The organism is Komagataeibacter oboediens (assembly GCF_003207815.1).
GTDB classification, from domain to species: domain Bacteria; phylum Pseudomonadota; class Alphaproteobacteria; order Acetobacterales; family Acetobacteraceae; genus Komagataeibacter; species Komagataeibacter oboediens.
In genome coordinates this window covers 52,804-72,066 of record NZ_NKTX01000001.1, presented here as the reverse complement: position 1 = coordinate 72,066, position 19,263 = coordinate 52,804, and the positions used below count along the sequence as shown (strand labels likewise).

Genomic DNA, 19,263 nt, shown 5'->3' with positions numbered 1-19,263 from the left:
CGCGAACCGTTGTGAAAAAGGAAGGCTGACATGGCCCGCATTGAAGACATCATGACCCTTGCCCCGGTTATACCGGTGCTGGTCATTCACGACCCCGCCCATGCCCGCCCGGTGGCCGAGGCCCTTGTGGCCGGTGGCCTGCGCGCGCTGGAAGTCACCCTGCGCACCGAATGCGCGCTGGAGGTCATTGCCGAAATGTCCAAGGTGGAAGGCGCCGTGGTCGGCGCTGGCACCGTACTGAACGGCGATGACCTGAAAAGTTCGGTGGACGCGGGCGCGCGCTTTATCGTCAGCCCCGGCCTGACCGCCAATGTGGCCCATGCCGCGAATGCGTGCGAAGTCCCGCTGCTGCCCGGCACGGCCAATGCCAGCGACATCATGCGCGGGCTGGACCTTGGGCTGACGCATTTCAAGTTTTTCCCGGCTACCGCCGCAGGCGGCATCCCGGCGCTGAAGGCCCTGTCCGCCCCGTTTGGTCAGGCGCGTTTCTGCCCTACCGGCGGCATCAAGGCCGATACGGCCGCGGACTGGCTGGGCCTGCCGTCCGTCCTGTGCGTGGGTGGATCATGGCTGGTGCCCGCAGGCACGCCGGATGTCGCGGCCATTACGGCCCGCGCGAAGCAGGCTGCATCCCTCGCGGCCTGACGCCTTCATACACCCGGCAGGCCAGCCCCGCCGGGACATGCAGGCAGATGATGAAAGTTTTTGGCGAAGCTTTTTGCAAAAAGTTTCGGAAAATGTCGCCTTTTTAAAATGAAGGCGGCACCCAAAGACTTTCATGCCCGCCCAATATTCAACACCGGATGACCGGTTACCCCACCCGACGGAATGTCAGGTTATACCGGCATGGCCCCGTCACGGCGTGATCGCCCGCCCGCAGGACCGCCACACCGTGGAAGACAAGTCGCGATGGGCCACCCCACACGACCACATCCCCATGCCGTAGCGGCACACGACGCAGCGGGTCCGTACGTCGCAGCCCACCCCACTGGAATATTGCAGGCAGGCCAAAGGAAACCGACACCACCGGCGCGTCCAGCCGTTCATCCCGGTCCTGATGCAGCCCCATGCGGGCACCGGGGCGGTAGCCGTTGATCAGGCAGACATCGGGCACGAATCCCCCATACCCTGCCTGTCGCGCAGCTTCAGTGGCGAAATCGCGCCATGCATCCGGCATGGCGGGCCATGGCCTGCCGGTTTCCGGATCCCGGGCGACATAACGATAGCCGCGTTCGTCGCTCCACCATCCGCCTGCCCCGCATGCGGTCATGGCGACTGACATCCGTCCCCCGCCGGGTGTCGCCATGCGGCGGAATGGCATGGCCCGCGCGATATCCCTGATCCCGGCAATCATGCCGGCCGCGTGGCCCGCGGCATGGCCACGCAGTACGCATGCCCCCGTATCCAGCACCTCCGGCGAGTGCGCATATGGTGGCGGATCAAGCATGAATTCGTGCTGCATCATGGTGCGATCCCTTCCCCCAAACGAAAAAGGGCACCCATGATGGGTGCCCCTTTCCCTGACATGCCGTGGGGCCGATCAGAAGCTGTTATCGTCGCCTGCGTCGAAACCGCCGCCGTCGAAGCCACCACCATCATCGCCACCACCGGCGTCAAAGCCGGAATCGGCGCTGGTGCCACCACCGGCAAACGGATCGGCGCCAGCAGCGGGTGCTGCGCTGTCACCGTAGTAGTTGTTGACCGTCTCGCTACCCGGCTGCGGCATGCCGCTGGCGAATCCGCCCGCGTCATGATGGCCGCTGAACAGGCCCGTCAGCGCATTGCCCATCATCATGCCACCGGCGACACCCGCCGCCGTGGTCAGGGCCGAGCCAAGGAACCCCGAACCACGCGCGGGGAACATGCCCGGCTGCATGCCCGGCGGGTAGACCGGCTGCGGCGGCGGGGCGGACGGTGCGGCTGCACCCCAGCCCGGCGGCGGGGCAGCCTGCGCGCGCTGCTGCCCGCCACCGAACATACCGCTAAGGAAGCCACCACCGGACGAAGGCTGGGAAGGCTGCTGCTGAAGCTGCTGGATCTGCTGCTGCGCCTGCTGCAGCTGCCACTGGAGCTGGCGAATCTGGTTCTGTGCCTCCGCCAGGGCCGCTTCCTGCACCACGGCGGTCTGGGTGATGCGATAGCGGGCTTCAGGATATTTCTGGAACATCTCCCCGATATACTGGTCGGCCTGCGGGTCGATTGGCGGAAGGGCGTTGGCCGTCTGGGGCACGCTGCCGGGGGCACTGCCCCCGACGCGGGCAAAAAACTGTGTGATCAGTTGACGTTCCTGGTCATTCATCCTGTCTGTCCTGCCTTGGGCTGGGGATAGCGTTTCCCTGCCGATGTGGTTTGTCCGGGCACAATAAGCAAGGGCGGATCGGGCGATGCATGGCCGATCCGGGCTTAGGGCACGCCCTACCTTCCGGTCGGGGCCGCATAACGGTATGCTGTCCGGCGATTTTGCGCCAGATGGTGCATACCTGTCCCCGTTTTGCGGAGCATCTTGTTCATGGACCCGGCCCCCGTGCCCCGATCACCTACATCCTCCCGCCCGCTGTCGTTTCAGGGGCTGATCCTGAAACTGCACCAGTTCTGGTCCGATCAGGGCTGCGCCATCCTCCAGCCCTATGACACGGAAGTGGGCGCGGGCACGCTGTCGCCGCATACCACGCTGCGCGCGCTGGGATCGAAGCCGTGGAAAGCGGCCTATGTCCAGCCCTGCCGCCGCCCGTCCGATGGGCGCTATGGCGAAAACCCGAATCGGCTGCAGCACTATTACCAGTATCAGGTACTGCTCAAGCCCACGCCAGAAGACAGCCAGAAGCTGCTGCTGGACAGCTATCGCGCCATCGGCATCGACCCGCTGGAACACGACATCCGCTTTGTCGAGGATGACTGGGAAAACCCCACCATCGGCGCATGGGGCCTTGGGTGGGAAGTCTGGTGCGACGGGATGGAGGTGACGCAGTTCACCTACTTCCAGCAGGTGGGCGGCATTCCCACCGTCATGCCCTCGACCGAACTGACCTACGGGCTGGAGCGCCTGGCGATGTACGTGCAGGGAATCGAGAATGTCTATGACCTCGATTTCAACGGCCAGGGCCTGAAATACGGCGACGTGTTCCTGCGCGCGGAGCAGGATTATTCCCGCCACAACTTCGAGGTGGCGGACGTGGAGATGCTGCACCGCCACTTCATCGATGCCGAGCGCGAATCCACCGCCCTTGCCGAAGCGGGCCTGGCCCAGCCCGCCTATGACCAGTGCCTGAAGGCCAGCCACCTGTTCAACCTGCTTGACGCACGCGGCGTGATCAGCGTCAGCGAGCGTGCATCCTATATCGGCCGCGTCCGCACGCTGGCCAAACGCTGCTGCGAAGCGTGGCTGGCGGGCGAGGAATAAAAAGAACATGCCCGAACTTCTTATCGAACTCTTTTCCGAGGAAATCCCCGCCCGCATGCAGGCGCGCGGGGCGCAGGACCTTGAACGCCTGGTGTGCGAGGCACTCGCCCCGCTGAACCCGCGCGATGCCACGGCATTCGCAGGCCCGCGCCGCATCGCGCTGTCGCTTACGGTGGATGCCATGGTGCCCGGCGGCACGGTGAATGAACGCGGCCCGCGTGAAAGTGCGCCGGAAAAGGCGCTGGCCGGCTTCATGCGCAAGCATGGGGTGGAGCGTGATGCGCTGGTGGCGGAAAACGGATTCTGGGTACTGCACCGGGATATTCCCGCCATTCCCGCGGCACAGCAGATCGCAGCCGTCCTGCCCGGCCTGCTGCGCCGCTTTCCGTGGCCCAAATCCATGCGCTGGGGTGTTGGCAGCGCCTTTACATGGGTGCGGCCCCTGCGCCGGATCGTATGCATCCTTGATGGCGTGGTCGTGGACTTCACGCTGGCGGAAGGCGAGGATAACGGCCATGGCCTGAAATCCGGCAACCTGACCGAAGGCCACCGCTTCACCGCCCCGGGCGCGTTTGCCGTAACCGGCACGAAGGAATGGCTGGATGGCCTGCGCGCACACCAGGTCGAACCCGACGCCGCCGCGCGCCGCACCACCATTGCCGAAGGTGTGGCAGGCCTGGCGGCCGAGGAAGGGCTGAGCGCCGTGGCTGATCCCGGCCTGATTGACGAAGTGGCGGGACTGACCGAATGGCCGGTGCCCTTCCTTGGCCAGATCGACGACGAATTCATGACCCTGCCGCCCGAGGTGATGCAGGTGTCCATGCGCGTGAACCAGCGATATTTCGCGCTGCGCAATGCCGATGGATCGGCCGCACCCCGCTTTGCCTTCGTCGCCAACCTGGTGCCCAGCGACGGCGGCGCGCTGACCATTGCAGGCAATGAACGCGTGTTGCGCGCCCGCTTTGCCGATGCCCGCCATTTCTGGGACCTTGACCGCGCCCGCACGCTGGAAAGCCGCGTGCCCGCGCTGGACAGGATCGTGTTCCACGCATCGCTTGGCAGCCAGGGCGCGCGCGTGCGGCGCATTGTCCGTCTTGCCGGCCTGCTGGCCCCGCTGACGGGTGCGGACACGGCACAGGCCGAACGTGCGGCCCTGCTGTGCAAGGCAGATCTGACCACCGGCATGGTAGGCGAGTTCCCTGAACTTCAGGGCGTCATGGGGGCCTATTACGCCCGCCACGATGGCGAACCCGACGCCGTGGCCGATGCCATTGGCGCGCATTATATGCCACGCGGGCCGCACGATGACGTGCCCCATGCCCCGGTTTCGGTCACGGTGGCGCTGGCGGACAAAATCGACATGCTGGTCGCCTTCTTCGCCGTGGGCGAAAAGCCGGGTGGATCGGGCGATCCTTACGCCCTGCGTCGTGCAGCCCTTGGGGTTATCCGCATCATCCGCGAAAACGGGCTGCGGCTGGATCTGGCCAAGGTGTTCTGGGAAGCGGCACAGGGCCTGCCCGAAGCCATGCGCCTTGCCCCCGACCTTGACGTGTTGCCGGAATTCGTGGCCGACCGCCTGCGCGTGCAGCTACGTGGCGAAGGCGCGCGGCATGACATCCTGGCCGCCGTATCGGTTGGCAATACGGATACGGACATCGTGCGCCTGCTGGCGCGTGCGAAGGCCATTGCCGACATGCTGGAAACCGGGGACGGGCGCAACATGCTGGCGGCGACCAAGCGCGCGGCCAATATCCTACGCATCGAGGACCGCAAGGACGGCCCGCATGAAGGCACGCCCAACCCCGCACTGTATACCCAGCCCGAGGAAAAGGCGCTGGCTGACCAGCTTCAGAAAACCATTCCGGCAGTTGAGCAGGCCATCGCACAGGAACGCTACGAAGACGCAATGCGTGACGTGGCCGCCCTGCGTCCCGCCCTTGACCAGTTCTTTGACAAGGTCACGGTGAATGACGCTGATCCCGCCGTGCGCGCGAACCGCCTGCGGCTTCTGTCGGAACTGCGCCGCATGACGGTGCTGATCGCCGATTTCAGCCAGATCGAGGGCTGAACAGCCTGCTGATAAAAGTTTTTGGGTGCCACCTTTTTAAAAAAAAAGCGGCACCCAAAAACTTCTGAAAGATACTGCGGCCTGTCCGCAGGTCTCAGGCCAGATACACCAGCCGCGCGCGCCGCGCACCATGCAGCACGACCACCGCGTTCTGCCGGAACAGCCGTGCAAGACGCAGCCCGCGTGCCAGCGGCACCTGCACCGCATATAATGGTTCGGACCACCGGCCCAGCCGCCCCTTCCCCAATGCATGGGGTACGTCGCGCAGGTACTGCGCCAGCGCATGCATCATCCGCCGGTTCCAGCCATCCGCATACAGCCTGCCGCCGGGGTTGCATGCGCTCAGCAGCACGATATCCCCTTCTGGCGCCCGACCGCGCCAGCGCGGCCTGTGGCCAATGCGGATGACCGGCAGGCCGGGCACATGGTAGGTACTCAGCCGATAGGCGCGGTGAACGGCGACGGTCGGGGGAAGGATACCTGCCATCAGTCCTTCTTGTCCGCCGTTTCACCAAAGGTATCATTCCGGTGCACCCAGGCGGACATGAGCAGCCCGAAACCGAACATGACCATGAGCATGGCCGACCCGCCATAGGAAATCAGCGGCAGCGGCACGCCACCCACCGGGATCGCCCCCATCACCATGGACAGGTTGACTGCGCAGTAGAGAAAGAAGTTGACTGAAATACCCAGCCCCAGCAGCCGCCCGAACTGGTTGCGGCTGCGCATGGAAATCAGCATGCCGCCAAAGACCAGCAGCAGCAGCATGCCGATAACGGTAATGCCGCCGACATAGCCCCATTCCTCGGCAATCATGGTGAAAATGAAGTCGGTCTGCTTTTCAGGCAGGAAGTTCAGCTGCCCCTGCGTACCATGCAGGTATCCCTGCCCCCACATGCCCCCCGAACCCAGCGCAATCTTGGACTGGATGATATTGTAGCCCGCCCCCAGTGGGTCGCTTTCAGGGTGCAGGAAGGTCGTGACCCGCGCCTTCTGGTAATCATGCAGGTGGCCATAGGCAATCTTGGCCAGAAACGGCATGGGCAGGATCAGCAGCGCGATCTGCCACAGCCGCATGCCGGCGGCGAAAAACATGCAGGCCCCCACCGTCCCGATAATAACGGCGGTGCCAAGATTGGGTTCCTTGAGCACAAGGGCAACCGGCACCAGCACCATGATGGCAGGGGGCACCAGCAGCAGCGGATTGCCCATGCGGCGGTAACTGATCTTGTGAAACCACGCCGCCAGCATCAGGACAAGGGCAATCTTCGCCAGTTCCGATGGCTGCACCTGCAGGCCACCCAGCATGAGCCATCGCTCCGCCCCCTTGCCCACGTGCCCCATGCGCAGCACGGCCACAAGCAGGATGAGGGAGAATATATAGAGCGGCCACGCCATGCGTACCAGAATGGCCGGGCTCATCAACGAAATGCCCAGCATCATGACCACACCAAAGCAGAAGCGGATGGACTGTGGCCCCGCGAACGGCCGCGACGTACCGCCGCCCGCTGAATAAAGCGCCCCATATCCCACTACCGCCAGCGCGCAGATCAGCAGCACGTACAGCCAGTTGACCTGCCACAGCTTGGTCAGGATCTGGAAATTGGGTTCGGCACGCAGAAGGCGCTTCTGGAATTTCATTCCATTCTCCACATCTGGCACGGCAATGGCATGGCTGGCCCCAGGAGGTGCCTGGGGGCAGGTCAATCCACTTCGGCCTGCGCCACTTCCTGTCCCGGCGGTTCACGGTGGTTGACCGGGTCGCGGCGCAGGGTATCGGTCATGATATCACGCGCAAGGGGGGCCGCGACATCAGCGCCCGCATTGCCATGTTCGATCACCACCGCCGTGGCGTAACGCGGCGCGTCATACGGGGCATAGCAGATGAACAGCGCATGGGGGCGGTACTCCCATGGCAGGTTGGCGGAATTGAAGTGGCCGCTTTCACGCATCGCGCGGGACACGCGACGCACCTGCGCCGAGCCGGTCTTGCCCGCCATCTGCACGCCCGGAATATCCAGCCGGGCCTTGGGCGCCGTGCCGCCTTCTTCATTCACCACTGCGTACATGCCCGCACGGATGTCCTGAAAGAAATGATCCGGCATATCCATGCCCGACGCATGGCCAAGATCGGCCAGCGCCGCCGTGCGTCCCGCGATGGACCGGATCAGGTGCGGCTGCACGTCCCGCCCCGTGGCAATGCGCGATGCGTAGGTCGCCAGTTGCAGCGGGGTGACCTGCACGAAGCCCTGCCCGATGCCACTGACAATGGTATCGCCACCATTCCAGTGATGCCCATGCTTGCGCCGCCACGTTGGCGTGGGGATCAGGCCCTGCCGCACATGGGGCAGTTCGATATCCGGCAGTTTCGCCCCCAGCCCGAACAGTTCGGACGTGGCCGCGATCGCATCCATCCCCGTCCGGCGCGCGACTTCGTAAAAGAAGACGTCGCAGGAATACTTGAGCCCCTGGCGCAGGTTGATCGACCCATGCCCGTAGCGCGACCAGCAGTGGAACCGCGTGCCGCCCACGTCAATGTAACCGGGGCAGCTGATCCTGTCGGACGGTGACAGCGTGCCCGCGCGCAGCGCCGCCATGGCCACGGCGGGCTTGAAGGTGGAACCGGGGGGATACAGCCCCGACACCGCCTTGTTGATCAGCGGGGTCTGGCTGTTGTTGGTCCATTCGATCCACTGGGCCTGGCTTACGCCACTATCGAACAGGGAGGGATCAAAGGACGGGTTGCTGACCATGGCCAGCACCTCACCATTACGGCAGTCCATCACCACGGCACTGGCCGACTGGTCGGCAATACGGCCCAGCACCTGCTGCTGCAGGCCGCTGTCGATCGTCAGCGCGATCTCGTCACCCGCCAGCCCCTCGTCACGGTCGAGTTCGGCCATGACGCGGCCAACGGCGTTGACCTCCATCTCGACGGAGCCGACCTGCCCGCGCAGGCTGCTGTCCTGCGTCTGCTCGATCCCTGAACGACCGACACGCATGCCCGGCAGCGCAAGCTCGGCATTATGCACGACGTCCTTTTCCGCAGGCGGAGCGACATATCCCACCACATGCGCCAGCAGCGGACCAAAGGGATAGACGCGCGTGGTGCCCACGTCGATCAGCACGCCGGGCAGCGAGGGCATGTTCAGTTCCAGCCGCGCCATGTCATCCCATGACAGGAAATCACGCAGCATGATCGGGATGAACCGCCGCTTGTGACGCAATTCGTGTTCGATACGCGTCAGGTCACGCGGTTCCAGCGGCACAAGCTGGGCAAAGCGTTCCAGCGTGCCGGGAATATCGGTGGTTTCTTCCGCCAGCAGCAGCGCGCGCCAGTTGATGCGGTTGGATGCAACCGAAATGCCGAACCGGTCCGTGATCCGCCCGCGCGGCGGCGCGAAGAAGCGTTTGCTCAGGCGGTTGTTTTCCGCAAGCTTCGCATAATGACTGCCATTGAGAACCTGAAGCCCGTACAGACGTTCCCCCAATGCACCCAGCACCGCGCCCTGCGCTGCCATGAGCAAAAGGGCACGGCGGGTGAATACGCCACGGGAAGGATTCTTGCCTTCCTCGGGACGGGACATGAGCCGGTTGCCGGATTTCTTCTTACGAAACTTCATTCATTTATCCGGCACGGGCGCACTATCGCATCCGCTTCAGGAAGGATCCGCGTTATTGACGACAAAACGGTAGGTCCAGACAAACCCTGTATACAGGACAGGAAAACTGCCGATGGCCAGGACTGTCTCGAAAACAAAGGGTAGAAACTCCACAATATGCAATGCCAGTGCGGAACACAGCACCCATTGTAGCGCCGTAACGCCCACCATCACCACGCCAAACACAAACCAGAGTACAAAAAAATTGACCCGTGCCAGCGTATAGCGTCCCGACAGCGCGACCCCGTGCACGATCAGCATCATCAGCAGCATGACCCCGGCAGGCCCGAAGCTGAGGATATCCGCCCATATTCCCAGCACGAACACCGCAAGCGACGGCATGAAGGCGGGAACAAAGACCGACCACAGGAAAATGGTGGCCATGATGATGGCCGGCATCAGTTCCACCTGCCCCGGCAGGTTCAGCGGTGCCGACAGCACCAGCGTCACGAAAAACACGAACAGGCACGGTATGCTGCTGCGCACGCCGTTGTCGATCAGGTAACCCAGCCCCGAACGCGGGTGGATGCCGGGCCGGATGGGGGGCGGCGTGAAGTTTTTCATCCATGCAGCCCCTGATCAGGGTGAGACTGGAACTGTGACGGCAGGGACAGCGTGCGCCCGACGGACGGCAGCGGCACGCGCCCCGGCGCATCCGGCGGGGATACGCTGTCCTCGTAATCGAATATCCGCAGGATATCGACATGGTCCAGCGCGGCGGCCGGCACCACAACCGGCTGTCCCGGGCGCAGGTAATGCACATGCCCCACCGGCAGGCCGGCGGGCAGACTTTCGATTTCCCCGTTGGTCACGACACGCTCGCCCTCGATCGGGGCATTGTCCTGAGGATAGAAGATGATGCGCGGCAGGGCGGTATTGTCCCCCGCCATGATCGCTGCCGCGTGGCTGGATTCCAGCGTGACCGGCAGGCGACTGGACGAATCGGTAATCAGCAGTACCCGCACCGACCGCTTGCCCACTTCGGTAACCCTGCCCACCAGCCCCGATCCATCCAGCGCGATCCCGCCCTTGCGGACTGCCGTGTCGGGATTGATCGCCAGCAGAACGGCACGCGCGTACAGCCCGCTGGTATCACGCACCACGCGCCCGGTGACAAAGGCGGGCGCATTATCAGGAATCCAGTGCAGGTTTGATTTCAGCGCGGCATTTTCATCTGCCAGCGCCGCCGCCACGTCATACCAGTGGCGCAGCGACACGTTTTCGGCGCGCAGGCGGATATTCTCGGCTTCAAGGTTGCGGATGTCCTGCAGGTTGCCCGACAGCCAGCGCAGCTTCGCCTGCGGCCACGCCACCAGCCCGTAGGCCGGGGCCAGCAGGTCCGCCGTCTGCATGCGCAGTTTTTCAATAAGCGGTCGATCCGCCTTGCCCAGCAGGATCACCCCGCAGGCCACAAGGATCAACGCAGGCAGCACCAGCTTGCCAAGCGCCTGACGGAACTGGATGGAAACAGGCATCAGCCCACCTTTCCACGCGCAACGGTTACGTCACGCCTGCCGGGTCGTCCAATACTGCCTGATCGCCGGACCTGCATCGTCCTGCGTCTCCCCCATCAGCACGCTGCCCTCCATCCGCAGCAGGCAGCGCACTTGTCCCGTTCGTCAGTACATACTTGTCAGTACATTGCGCAGACGCTTCATTTCCTCCAGCGCGCGCCCCGTGCCCATCGCCACGCAGGACAGCGCGTCCTCACCCACCGTAACCGGCAGGCCGGTTTCACGCCGCAGCACTTCATCCAGACGGTAAAGCAGCGCACCGCCACCCGTCAGGACAATGCCCTTGTCCACGATATCGGCCGCCAGTTCCGGTGGCGTATTTTCAAGCGCCGTGGTCACCGCGTCAAGAATCTGGCTGACCGGTTCGGCCAGGCTGTCGGCAATCTGCGCCTGAGACACCACGACTTCACGCGGGACGCCGTTGATCAGGTCGCGCCCCTTGACCTCGCGCCACGGACCCGGATCATCCGGGTCATCAGGCGGCATGGCGGAGCCGAGGTGGATCTTGATCTGTTCGGCCGAGCTTTCACCGATCAGCAGGTTATGGTTGCGACGGATGTAGGAGATGATCGCCTCATCCATCTTGTCGCCACCCACCCGCACGGAACGGGCGTACACGATACCGCCAAGCGAGATCACGGCCACTTCCGTCGTGCCACCACCGATATCGACGATCATGCTGCCCGAGGGTTCGGTCACGGGCAGGCCCGCGCCGATGGCAGCGGCCATGGGTTCCTCGATCAGGAACACCTTGCGCGCGCCTGCGCTTTCAGCACTTTCCTGAATCGCGCGGCGTTCTACCGCGGTCGAGCCGGAGGGCACGCACACGATGATGAGCGGGCTGGCGAACATGCGGCGGTTATGCACCTTGCGGATGAAATGCTTGATCATTTCTTCCGCAACTTCAAAATCCGCGATCACGCCATCACGCAGCGGGCGGATGGCCGTGATATTGCCGGGGGTACGGCCAACCATCTGCTTGGCTTCCTCACCGACTGCAAGAACCTGTTTCTTGCCCCGTACCTCTGCCAGCGCGACGACCGACGGTTCATTCAGGACGATACCCCGCCCCTTGACGTAAACCAGCGTATTCGCCGTGCCGAGGTCGATCGCCATGTCAGCGGAAAGCAGACCCAGTACACGAGCAAACATCCAGAACTCCCGACAACAACACCAGACAGGACCGTCCCACATCCCGACCGGCAATGCATGCCCTCACGGCATACCTGCGTAACGTCGAAAACCGTCTGGATCAGGTTGAGGGATTACCGGCGCAGACAGGGAGGGGCAAGAGGCCAGACAATTTTAATTTGTTAAAATCTTCACACTTTGGGCGATTGTTACAAAATGCCCCGCTTTCGTCATGGCCAAACCACATGGGCCATACCATTTTGTAGCCTCAGGCGGCAGGGATGTCATTGTGCCATCCATGTCCGCGATACCGGAAAAACGTACATGAAGATTACATTTCCCCGCATGACCATCCGCCCGACGGCGCTCCTTGCCGCGGGGCTGTGCCTTGGCCTTGGCGCGTGCGAGGACACCCGCGATCCCGGCCAGCGCGCCATTGGCGGCGGCCTGCTGGGCGCAGGCGGCGGTGCGCTGATCGGCGGCCTGGCCGGTGGCGGGCGCGGGGCGGCCATCGGCGCGCTGGCCGGTGGCGCCGGCGGGGCTGCGATCGGGGCCGCGACAACACCCCCGCGCCGCCCCCGCACGGAAGCCCCGTCCACCATATGCCCCGACGGGCGCGTGCTGCCGCCGGGCTATCCCCCCCAGTCCTGCCCGCAGGCCGCAGGCGCGCCGCGCGCAGCCTATCCCACCCAGCAACAGGGCGGCGGCTATGGCTATGCCCAGCCCAGCTATCCCCAGCAGGGTGGTTATTACGGGCAGCAGGGCGGATATTACGGACAGCAGCAGGGTGGGTATTACGGCCAGTCCACCGGATACGGGCAGGAAGGCTATCCCCAGCAGGGCGCCTATCCGCAGGAAGGCGCGTATCCCGCAGGATATGACGGCTACTGATCCGCGCGAAGCAGGCCCCGTACAACAGAACACCCCGCCACGGACTGTCCCGTGGCGGGGTGTTTTACCAGAAGCGGCCCGGCAGGCGGTCAGGCATCCAGCGCTGCAGGTTCCGCACGATCACGCTTGACCAGCAGCTTGTTCAGCGCATGGACATAGGCGCGCACGGCTGAAACCAGCGTATCGGCATCCGCCCCCTGCCCGTCCACCAGCTTGCCGCCCTCTTCCAGACGGACCGAGGTGCGGGCCTGCGCGTCACTGCCTTCGGTCACGGCGCCAACGGAATACAGCTGCAGGGTGGCGTCATGGGCGACAATGGCGCGGATCGCGTTGAACGCGGCGTCAACCGGTCCCTGCCCTTCTGCATGGCCTTCCTTGCGCTCACCATCGACTTCCAGCACCAGATCGGCCGTGGCGGGACGGCGGGATCCGGCGGTCACGTCCAGCGAGACAAAGCGGATGCGGGCGTGATCACGCACTTCATCATCGACCAGCGCCACCAGATCTTCGTCGTAGATGACTTTCTTGCGGTCGGCCAGATCCTTGAAGCGGCTGAAAGCCTCGTTGAACTGAGCTTCTTCCAGATTGTCGTAGCCCATCGCCTTCAGCTTGTCGCGGAAGGCCGCGCGCCCCGAATGCTTGCCCAGCACCAGCGACGACCGGGTCCAGCCCACGCTTTCGGGCGTCATGATCTCATACGTCGCGGCGTTTTTCAGGATGCCATCCTGATGGATGCCGCTTTCATGCGCAAACGCGTTGCGGCCCACGATGGCCTTGTTGGGCTGCACGTCAAAGCCGGTGATGGTGGCCAGCATGCGCGAGGTACGCAGCAGGCGCTCGGTATGGATGCCGGTAGTGAACGGCAGCACGTCATGGCGCGTGCGCAGCACCATGATGATTTCCTCCAGCGCCGCGTTGCCCGCGCGCTCGCCAATGCCGTTGATGGTGCATTCCACCTGCCGTGCCCCGGCCTTCAGCGCGGCGACCGTGTTGGCAACACCCAGCCCCAGATCGTTGTGGTTGTGGGTGGAGAAGATCACCCCGTCCGCACCCGGCACGCGGGCGCGCAGGTCGGCAAAGATGCGGGCCATGTCCTCGGGCGTGGAATAGCCCACGGTGTCGGGAATGTTGATGGTGGTCGCACCCGCGCGGATGGCGGTTTCCACACAGCGGCACAGGAAATCGGGATCGGTGCGCGAGCCATCTTCGGCCGACCACTCCACGTCATCGGTGAACTGGCGGGCGGCGCGGTTGCCGGCCTCGATCACCTCCAGAACCGTTTCGGGCTCCATGCGCAGCTTGTACTTCATGTGCAGCGGCGAGGTGGAGATGAAGTTGTGGATACGCCCGCGCTTCGCCGGCCGGATCGCCTCGCCCGCGCTGGCGATGTCGTTCCTGCCGCCGCTGCGCGCCAGCGCGCATACGACAGTGTCCTTCACCTTCTGCGCGATCTGGTAGACGCTGTCGAAATCCCCCTTCGACGCGACAGGAAAGCCCGCTTCCATCACGTCCACGCCCAGTTCCTCCAGCGCTTCGGCCATGCGCAGCTTTTCCGTGAGGTTCATGGAAAAACCGGGCGACTGCTCCCCGTCACGCAGGGTCGTGTCGAAGATGATGACGCGATTGGGGTCGATACGGCCAAAGGAAGGATGGTCGATGCTCATGGTAATACCTTCTTGTGGGACGGGAGGCGGTACGGTTGCGTGCCCCTGTCATTCGTGTTCGCAGGCCGGCGTGAACCGGCGAGATCAGATCCCCTGGGCGCGCCGGCACGCAGCCGGCCCTGATCGCTCAGGGGCGGATAAGTCGAAGACGAAGAAGCCCGGCACCAGCACATGCGCGCGCGGACAGGTGCGCGTGTGCGCCCGTTCCAGCCCCAGCAATGTGCGCTATCGCTACCATGGCGCGCACAATACAGGCCCGAACCCCGATTGCAACCGTAAAAGCGCCCGCTTTCCCCATCACGCGCCGCGTCAGCCCGTGGCATGCGTCACCATGCTATCGGTTGCGAAATAGCGGTCGATCGCCTGCACCATGGCTCCGGCCACCACCATGCGGTGGGCGGCCTGGCGCAGGGCGGCTTCGTCCATGTGGTTGGACATGAACCCCATCTCCACCAGGACCGAGGGGATATCGGCCGATTTCAGCACCACGAACGAGGCATGGCGCGAAGGATGCTGCAACAGCCCGATACGCGGGCGGAAGGCGGTGACAATGCTGCTGGCCATGTGGGCGGCGCCGTGACGGGTTTCCTCGGTCACGAGGCTGGCGAGGATTTCCTGCACTTCGGGCGAATCCGCATGTACCTGCGGGCCGCCATAGCGGTCGGCGCTGTTTTCCGTCTGCGCCAGCATGGCCGTCTGCCGGTCCGACGCCTTTGATGACAGGGTATAGACACTGGCCCCACGCACCGCGCGGTTGGTCAGGGCATCAGCATGCATGGATATGAACAGCGACGCCCTGTGGCTGTGGGCGATGTCCACCCGTCCTTCCAGCGGGATGAAACGGTCATCCGCGCGCGTCATCGCGACGCGGTACCGCCCGCTGGCTTCAAGCTGGCGCTGCAGTTCGCTGGCCGCGGCTTCCGCCACATGCTTTTCGTATGTGCCGGAAATACCGATCGCGCCGGGGTCCTTGCCGCCATGGCCGGGATCCAGCATGACCAGCGGTTTTGGCGGCGCGGCGCGGCCCACAATGGCGGGGGCGTGCAGCGGCGCATGGGCCGGATGGGCGACATGACGGGCGGCTGCGGCGGGCACATGGGCATGAACGGGCGCATGCGCCGTCACCCGCGCCAGCGCTGCCGACGGCACCAGCCCCGTCAGCCCACCCACCAGCATGCGCCGCGTCAGGTCGGGCACGCGCGTATGCCTGTCATCGCGCCATGGCGCGCGGGGGTGGGCATCATTTCCATCCGGCCGGCCTGTCGGCATGCATCTTGTTCCGGTCAAAAACAGTTATGGGTCCGTCCGCTTCCCTTATCACCGTACGGGCCGGGCGTCAGCGGGATAAACGCACGCCCCCCTTGCAGGAATGGATTCATTGCGCCATGCTTCCCAGCCGTGATGGACCACGCCAAGTCCGGCTGCCTTGCTGGCATGTCCGAAACGGCAGGATGCCAGAAGGCATGATTTTCTCCATCCGGCATGCATCATGCATGCGCGGCATACGCTTACCGGCTTTTTCCGGCCACGCCACGGCGTGGGGGCACATGCCGCGCACGACCTGACGCTGCCGCGCCGGTGTTCCCCATCGACAGGAAACCGGATGGCATACCCGTCGATACGGAAGGTCCCGCCCCGGCAATAAGGCCGGGCCGCGCCCTCCCCAGCCATGACCGAGGATGGATTGAACACCACGCGGGTTTTTGCCGCACATGCGATGACCCCATGCCCGAACGCGGGCGGCGCCACGGCGCCGCATCCGCATGTCAGCCATGGCCTGTCCGCCCGCGCGCCGCGCGGTGGTGTTCCGTCCGGGTCCGGTCGCCCGTTTTTTCATGTTTCTGTCCGTTCCCCTTACGTCCCCCTGCCGCCACAAAAGACGCGCGCAGCCCGGATGCCGGAACGTGACATACCGGAGTGCGCCTATTTATGAGCAAACGCATGCTGATCGACACGACCCACGCGGAAGAAACCCGCGTGGTCGTGATGGATGGTAACCACCTGGAAGATTACGATGTTGAAGCCGCTTCAAAAAAGCAGCTGAAGGGCAACATCTATCTGGCCAAGGTTATCCGCGTGGAACCCAGCCTTCAGGCTGCGTTCGTGGATTATGGCGGCAACCGCCACGGGTTCCTTGCCTTCAGTGAAATCCACCCTGACTATTACCAGATCCCCGTAGCCGACCGCGAAAAGCTGCTGGCGCTGCAGGAAGAGGAACGCCGCGCGGAAGAAGAACGCCGCGCCCGCGATGACGAGGAAGACGACGCCCCCCGCGCCGAGGACGAGGCCGACGCCCCGGTTGATCAGGACGGCGACGAACCCGAAACCGTAGGCGGCGAAAACGATACCGGCGACGAAGCGCAGGCCCAGCGCCGCATCGCGCGCTTCCTGCGCAACTATAAGATTCAGGAAGTCATCCGCCGCCGCCAGATCCTGCTGGTGCAGGTGGTCAAGGAAGAACGCGGCAACAAGGGTGCGGCGCTGACCACATACGTCTCGCTGGCGGGCCGCTACTGCGTGCTGATGCCCAACTCGCTGCGTGGCGGGGGCGTTTCGCGCAAGATCACGTCGGTGGCCGACCGCCGTCGCCTGCGTGACATCATTACCGAACTGCAGATCCCGCGCGGCATGGCCATGATCGTGCGCACCGCCGGCGCCCAGCGCCCGCGCGCCGAAATCATGCGCGACTGCGAATACCTGCTGCGCCTGTGGGACGACATCCGCCAGCATACGCTGGAATCGGTCGCACCTGCGCTGATCTACGAAGAAGCCAGCCTGATCAAGCGCGCCATCCGCGACATCTACACCCGCGAAGTCAGCGAGATCCTGATCGATGGCGAGCCGGGCTGGAAATCCGCGCGTGAATTCATGCGCATGCTCATGCCGCAGAACGCGCAGAAGGTGAAGCTGTGGCAGGACCATGAACAGACCCTGTTCTCCCACTACAAGGTGGAGGGGCTGCTGGATTCCATGCTCTCGCCGTCCGTGCAGCTGAAATCGGGTGGCTATCTGGTCATCAACCAGACCGAGGCACTGGTCGCGATCGATGTGAACTCGGGCCGCGCCACGCGGGAGCGCAATATCGAGGAAACGGCACTGCGCACCAACCTCGAAGCCGCCGAGGAAGTCGCCCGCCAGCTGCGCCTGCGCGATCTGGCCGGGCTGATCGTCATCGACTTCATCGACATGGAAAGCCGCAAGCACAACGGCATGGTCGAGCGGAAGCTGAAGGACGCCCTGCGCACCGACCGCGCGCGCATCCAGGTTGGCCAGATCTCGCATTTCGGCCTGCTGGAAATGTCGCGCCAGCGCCTGCGTCCCTCCATTGCCGAATCCGCCTTCATGCCCTGCCCGCACTGTCAGGGCACCGGCATCGTGCGCGGGATCGAAAGCTCGGCACTGCACGTGCTGCGCGCGATCGAAGAAGAGGGCATGCAGCGCAAGGCGGCGGAAATCTCCGTTGGCGTCGCGCCGGAAATCGCTTTCTACATCCTCAACCACAAGCGCAACTGGCTGTCAGAAATCGAAACCCGCCACAAGATGCAGGTTTCCTTCGCCCCCGATGCCGCCCTGCAGCCGCAGGAGTGCAAGATCGAGCGCATACGCCAGCAGACGGCCCGCTTTGACGCACCGGTGATCGAACACGCCCCGGCCGAAAGCAGCCATGTGCGTGAAATCCAGATCCAGGCCGAGCCGCCCGCGGCCGATGCCACGCCAGACGCCGTCGCCACGACGGATGAGGATGAGGATATCGCGTCGGGTACCGACCACCGCCGTCGCCGCCGTCGCCGTCGCCGTCGTGGTGGTGCCGCAGCACAGGCCGGACAGACGCAGGCAGCCGAGGATACGGCTACGGAACAGGCACCGGCTCCGGTCGCGCCGACGCCCGCACCGGAACCCGCGCCGCGCGAAGTCTATCGTGGCCCCACCCCGGCCGATCCGTACGGCGATGCGATCATCGACATCTTTGATGTGATCGAACAGACAACCGCACCGAGCGAAGTGGTTGTCGAAGCCGATCCGGTCGTGGTCGAAGTGGAGGAAGCCGCCCCGGCCCCCGTGGCCGAGGAAGAAACCACCAAGGCGCGCCGCACGCGCCGTCGTACCACCCCGGTCGAAAACGGGGCCGCCCCCGTGACACAGGACGCCGAGGCCACGGCCGCCCCGGTTGCCGAACCTGCCGTCCCGGCCGTGGAAGCGGAAGCCGCCGAACCCGAAGCTGCTCCCGCACCTGCGGAACCGGCTGCGGAAGAAGCGCCCAAGCGCCGCCGCCGTGCCAGCACGACCACCACGCGCCGCACGACCAGCCGCCGCAAGGCTGCTGAACCGGTAACCGAGGAACCGGCAGAGGAAACCAAGGCAAAACCGGCAGACGAGACGGCAGCCGAGGAAGCCGCACCCGCCAGGCCCGCGCGCAAGCGTGCGGCCAGCCGCAGCACGGGCACGACGGCCACTACACGCCGCCGCACCACCCGCACGGCGGCAAAGACGGCGGACAAGGCCGAGGAACCGGCGGTGGAAACACCCGCCACGACCGAAGCCGCCGCACCTGCCACGGAAGAAGCCCCCAAGCGCCGTCGTGTCACGCGCCGCAAGAAGGCTGAACCCGTAGCGGATGCAGCAGCCGATGCGCCCCCGGTCGAGACCGAGGCCAAAACGGCGGACGCCAAAGCGGAAAAGGCTGAAAAGCCCGCCCCGAAAAAGCGGACCACAACCCGCAAGACGGCCACGACCACGACGGCAACCCGCCGTCGTCGCAAAAAGGCTGATGAGGCGGCGGAAGCCACCGACACCCCGGCGGACACGGCCATTACGCCGGTCGACGTGGATGCGACCCCGACCACCCACCGTCGCACGGGATGGTGGAAGCGCTGAGGCCATCTGCTTCGCCAACAACAGAAAACCCTGCCTTCACGCGAAGGCAGGGTTTTTT

General features: G+C 64.6%; 16 protein-coding genes. 5 read left to right on the top strand and 11 right to left on the bottom strand.

What is annotated here, in order from left to right; translation table 11 throughout:
- Window positions 1–30 precede the first annotated feature (30 nt).
- Window positions 31–645 (top strand): bifunctional 4-hydroxy-2-oxoglutarate aldolase/2-dehydro-3-deoxy-phosphogluconate aldolase, encoded by a 615-nt coding sequence (eda, locus tag CFR80_RS00325; protein ID WP_010513981.1) that lies wholly within the window; start codon window positions 31–33, stop codon window positions 643–645.
- 166 nt (window positions 646–811) lie between these two features.
- Here the strand turns inward: eda and alkB are convergent, their stop codons facing one another.
- Both alkB and CFR80_RS00315 read right to left on the bottom strand, forming a co-directional pair.
- Entirely contained in the window at window positions 812–1,465 is a 654-nt protein-coding gene (gene alkB / locus CFR80_RS00320; RefSeq protein WP_010513982.1) for a DNA oxidative demethylase AlkB, read from the bottom strand.
- 75 nt (window positions 1,466–1,540) lie between these two features.
- Complete coding sequence (locus tag CFR80_RS00315) at window positions 1,541–2,299, bottom strand: DUF2076 domain-containing protein (RefSeq protein ID WP_010513983.1); 759 nt, start codon at window positions 2,297–2,299, stop codon at window positions 1,541–1,543.
- 210 nt (window positions 2,300–2,509) lie between these two features.
- Between CFR80_RS00315 and CFR80_RS00310 the strand changes: the two genes are divergently transcribed.
- Together CFR80_RS00310 and glyS are read left to right on the top strand one after the other, a co-directional pair.
- Window positions 2,510–3,400, top strand: coding sequence for a glycine--tRNA ligase subunit alpha (locus CFR80_RS00310; RefSeq protein ID WP_010513984.1), 891 nt, complete (start codon window positions 2,510–2,512; stop codon window positions 3,398–3,400).
- A 7-nt stretch (window positions 3,401–3,407) separates the two neighbouring features.
- Window positions 3,408–5,468 (top strand): glycine--tRNA ligase subunit beta, encoded by a 2,061-nt coding sequence (glyS, locus tag CFR80_RS00305; protein WP_110507004.1) that lies wholly within the window; start codon window positions 3,408–3,410, stop codon window positions 5,466–5,468.
- 94 nt (window positions 5,469–5,562) lie between these two features.
- Here the strand turns inward: glyS and CFR80_RS00300 are convergent, their stop codons facing one another.
- From CFR80_RS00300 to CFR80_RS00275, 6 genes are all read right to left on the bottom strand, one after another.
- Complete coding sequence (locus tag CFR80_RS00300; RefSeq protein WP_010513986.1) at window positions 5,563–5,955, bottom strand: DUF3293 domain-containing protein; 393 nt, start codon at window positions 5,953–5,955, stop codon at window positions 5,563–5,565.
- Window positions 5,955–7,109, bottom strand: coding sequence for a rod shape-determining protein RodA (rodA, locus tag CFR80_RS00295; RefSeq protein ID WP_048856172.1), 1,155 nt, complete (start codon window positions 7,107–7,109; stop codon window positions 5,955–5,957). The genes CFR80_RS00300 and rodA overlap by 1 nt, the downstream gene beginning before the upstream one ends.
- 62 nt (window positions 7,110–7,171) lie before the next feature.
- Window positions 7,172–9,091 carry a penicillin-binding protein 2 gene (gene mrdA, locus CFR80_RS00290; RefSeq protein ID WP_048856171.1) on the bottom strand — a complete coding sequence of 640 codons (1,920 nt, stop codon included), beginning with the start codon at window positions 9,089–9,091 and terminating at the stop codon, window positions 7,172–7,174.
- 36 nt (window positions 9,092–9,127) lie between these two features.
- Window positions 9,128–9,694, bottom strand: a complete 567-nt coding sequence (locus CFR80_RS00285) for a hypothetical protein (protein ID WP_010515045.1) — start codon at window positions 9,692–9,694, stop codon at window positions 9,128–9,130.
- Window positions 9,691–10,605: a rod shape-determining protein MreC gene (gene mreC, locus CFR80_RS00280; protein WP_010515047.1), complete on the bottom strand. Its 915-nt coding sequence runs from the start codon at window positions 10,603–10,605 to the stop codon at window positions 9,691–9,693. Before mreC ends, CFR80_RS00285 begins: the two co-directional genes overlap by 4 nt.
- A gap of 144 nt (window positions 10,606–10,749) precedes the next feature.
- Window positions 10,750–11,796, bottom strand: a complete 1,047-nt coding sequence (locus CFR80_RS00275; RefSeq protein WP_010515049.1) for a rod shape-determining protein — start codon at window positions 11,794–11,796, stop codon at window positions 10,750–10,752.
- Window positions 11,797–12,099: 303 nt separating this feature from the next.
- Between CFR80_RS00275 and CFR80_RS00270 the strand changes: the two genes are divergently transcribed.
- Window positions 12,100–12,666 (top strand): hypothetical protein, encoded by a 567-nt coding sequence (locus tag CFR80_RS00270; RefSeq protein WP_010515051.1) that lies wholly within the window; start codon window positions 12,100–12,102, stop codon window positions 12,664–12,666.
- Window positions 12,667–12,755: 89 nt separating this feature from the next.
- Here CFR80_RS00270 and CFR80_RS00265 read toward each other — a convergent pair whose 3' ends face one another.
- The 3 genes from CFR80_RS00265 to CFR80_RS19170 all read right to left on the bottom strand — a co-directional run bounded on the left by CFR80_RS00265 (window position 12,756) and on the right by CFR80_RS19170 (window position 16,079).
- On the bottom strand, window positions 12,756–14,330 hold the full coding sequence (locus CFR80_RS00265; RefSeq protein ID WP_010515052.1) for a 2-isopropylmalate synthase: 1,575 nt from the start codon (window positions 14,328–14,330) through the stop codon (window positions 12,756–12,758).
- Between the two features lie 309 nt (window positions 14,331–14,639).
- Window positions 14,640–15,599, bottom strand: a complete 960-nt coding sequence (locus CFR80_RS00260; RefSeq protein WP_010515053.1) for an N-acetylmuramoyl-L-alanine amidase family protein — start codon at window positions 15,597–15,599, stop codon at window positions 14,640–14,642.
- Window positions 15,600–15,647: 48 nt separating this feature from the next.
- Window positions 15,648–16,079 carry a hypothetical protein gene (locus tag CFR80_RS19170; RefSeq protein ID WP_010515054.1) on the bottom strand — a complete coding sequence of 144 codons (432 nt, stop codon included), beginning with the start codon at window positions 16,077–16,079 and terminating at the stop codon, window positions 15,648–15,650.
- 180 nt (window positions 16,080–16,259) lie between these two features.
- Here CFR80_RS19170 and CFR80_RS00245 point away from each other — a divergent pair, with 180 nt between their 5' ends.
- Window positions 16,260–19,205 (top strand): Rne/Rng family ribonuclease, encoded by a 2,946-nt coding sequence (locus CFR80_RS00245; protein WP_010515055.1) that lies wholly within the window; start codon window positions 16,260–16,262, stop codon window positions 19,203–19,205.
- Window positions 19,206–19,263 lie beyond the last annotated feature (58 nt).

What these genes read in the sequence shown, in the direction of transcription:
- CFR80_RS00260 (WP_010515053.1), bottom strand. Translation starts at nt 15,599, where the DNA reads ATGCCGACAGGCCGGCCGGATGGAAATGATGCCCACCCCCGCGCGCCA.
- mrdA (WP_048856171.1), bottom strand. Translation starts at nt 9,091, where the DNA reads ATGAAGTTTCGTAAGAAGAAATCCGGCAACCGGCTCATGTCCCGTCCC.
- CFR80_RS00300 (WP_010513986.1), bottom strand. Translation starts at nt 5,955, where the DNA reads ATGGCAGGTATCCTTCCCCCGACCGTCGCCGTTCACCGCGCCTATCGG.
- mreC (WP_010515047.1), bottom strand. Translation starts at nt 10,605, where the DNA reads ATGCCTGTTTCCATCCAGTTCCGTCAGGCGCTTGGCAAGCTGGTGCTG.
- glyS (WP_110507004.1), top strand. Translation starts at nt 3,408, where the DNA reads ATGCCCGAACTTCTTATCGAACTCTTTTCCGAGGAAATCCCCGCCCGC.
- CFR80_RS00310 (WP_010513984.1), top strand. Translation starts at nt 2,510, where the DNA reads ATGGACCCGGCCCCCGTGCCCCGATCACCTACATCCTCCCGCCCGCTG.
- CFR80_RS00270 (WP_010515051.1), top strand. Translation starts at nt 12,100, where the DNA reads ATGAAGATTACATTTCCCCGCATGACCATCCGCCCGACGGCGCTCCTT.
- CFR80_RS00285 (WP_010515045.1), bottom strand. Translation starts at nt 9,694, where the DNA reads ATGAAAAACTTCACGCCGCCCCCCATCCGGCCCGGCATCCACCCGCGT.
- CFR80_RS00315 (WP_010513983.1), bottom strand. Translation starts at nt 2,299, where the DNA reads ATGAATGACCAGGAACGTCAACTGATCACACAGTTTTTTGCCCGCGTC.
- CFR80_RS00265 (WP_010515052.1), bottom strand. Translation starts at nt 14,330, where the DNA reads ATGAGCATCGACCATCCTTCCTTTGGCCGTATCGACCCCAATCGCGTC.
- CFR80_RS00245 (WP_010515055.1), top strand. Translation starts at nt 16,260, where the DNA reads ATGAGCAAACGCATGCTGATCGACACGACCCACGCGGAAGAAACCCGC.
- CFR80_RS00275 (WP_010515049.1), bottom strand. Translation starts at nt 11,796, where the DNA reads ATGTTTGCTCGTGTACTGGGTCTGCTTTCCGCTGACATGGCGATCGAC.
- eda (WP_010513981.1), top strand. Translation starts at nt 31, where the DNA reads ATGGCCCGCATTGAAGACATCATGACCCTTGCCCCGGTTATACCGGTG.
- rodA (WP_048856172.1), bottom strand. Translation starts at nt 7,109, where the DNA reads ATGAAATTCCAGAAGCGCCTTCTGCGTGCCGAACCCAATTTCCAGATC.
- alkB (WP_010513982.1), bottom strand. Translation starts at nt 1,465, where the DNA reads ATGATGCAGCACGAATTCATGCTTGATCCGCCACCATATGCGCACTCG.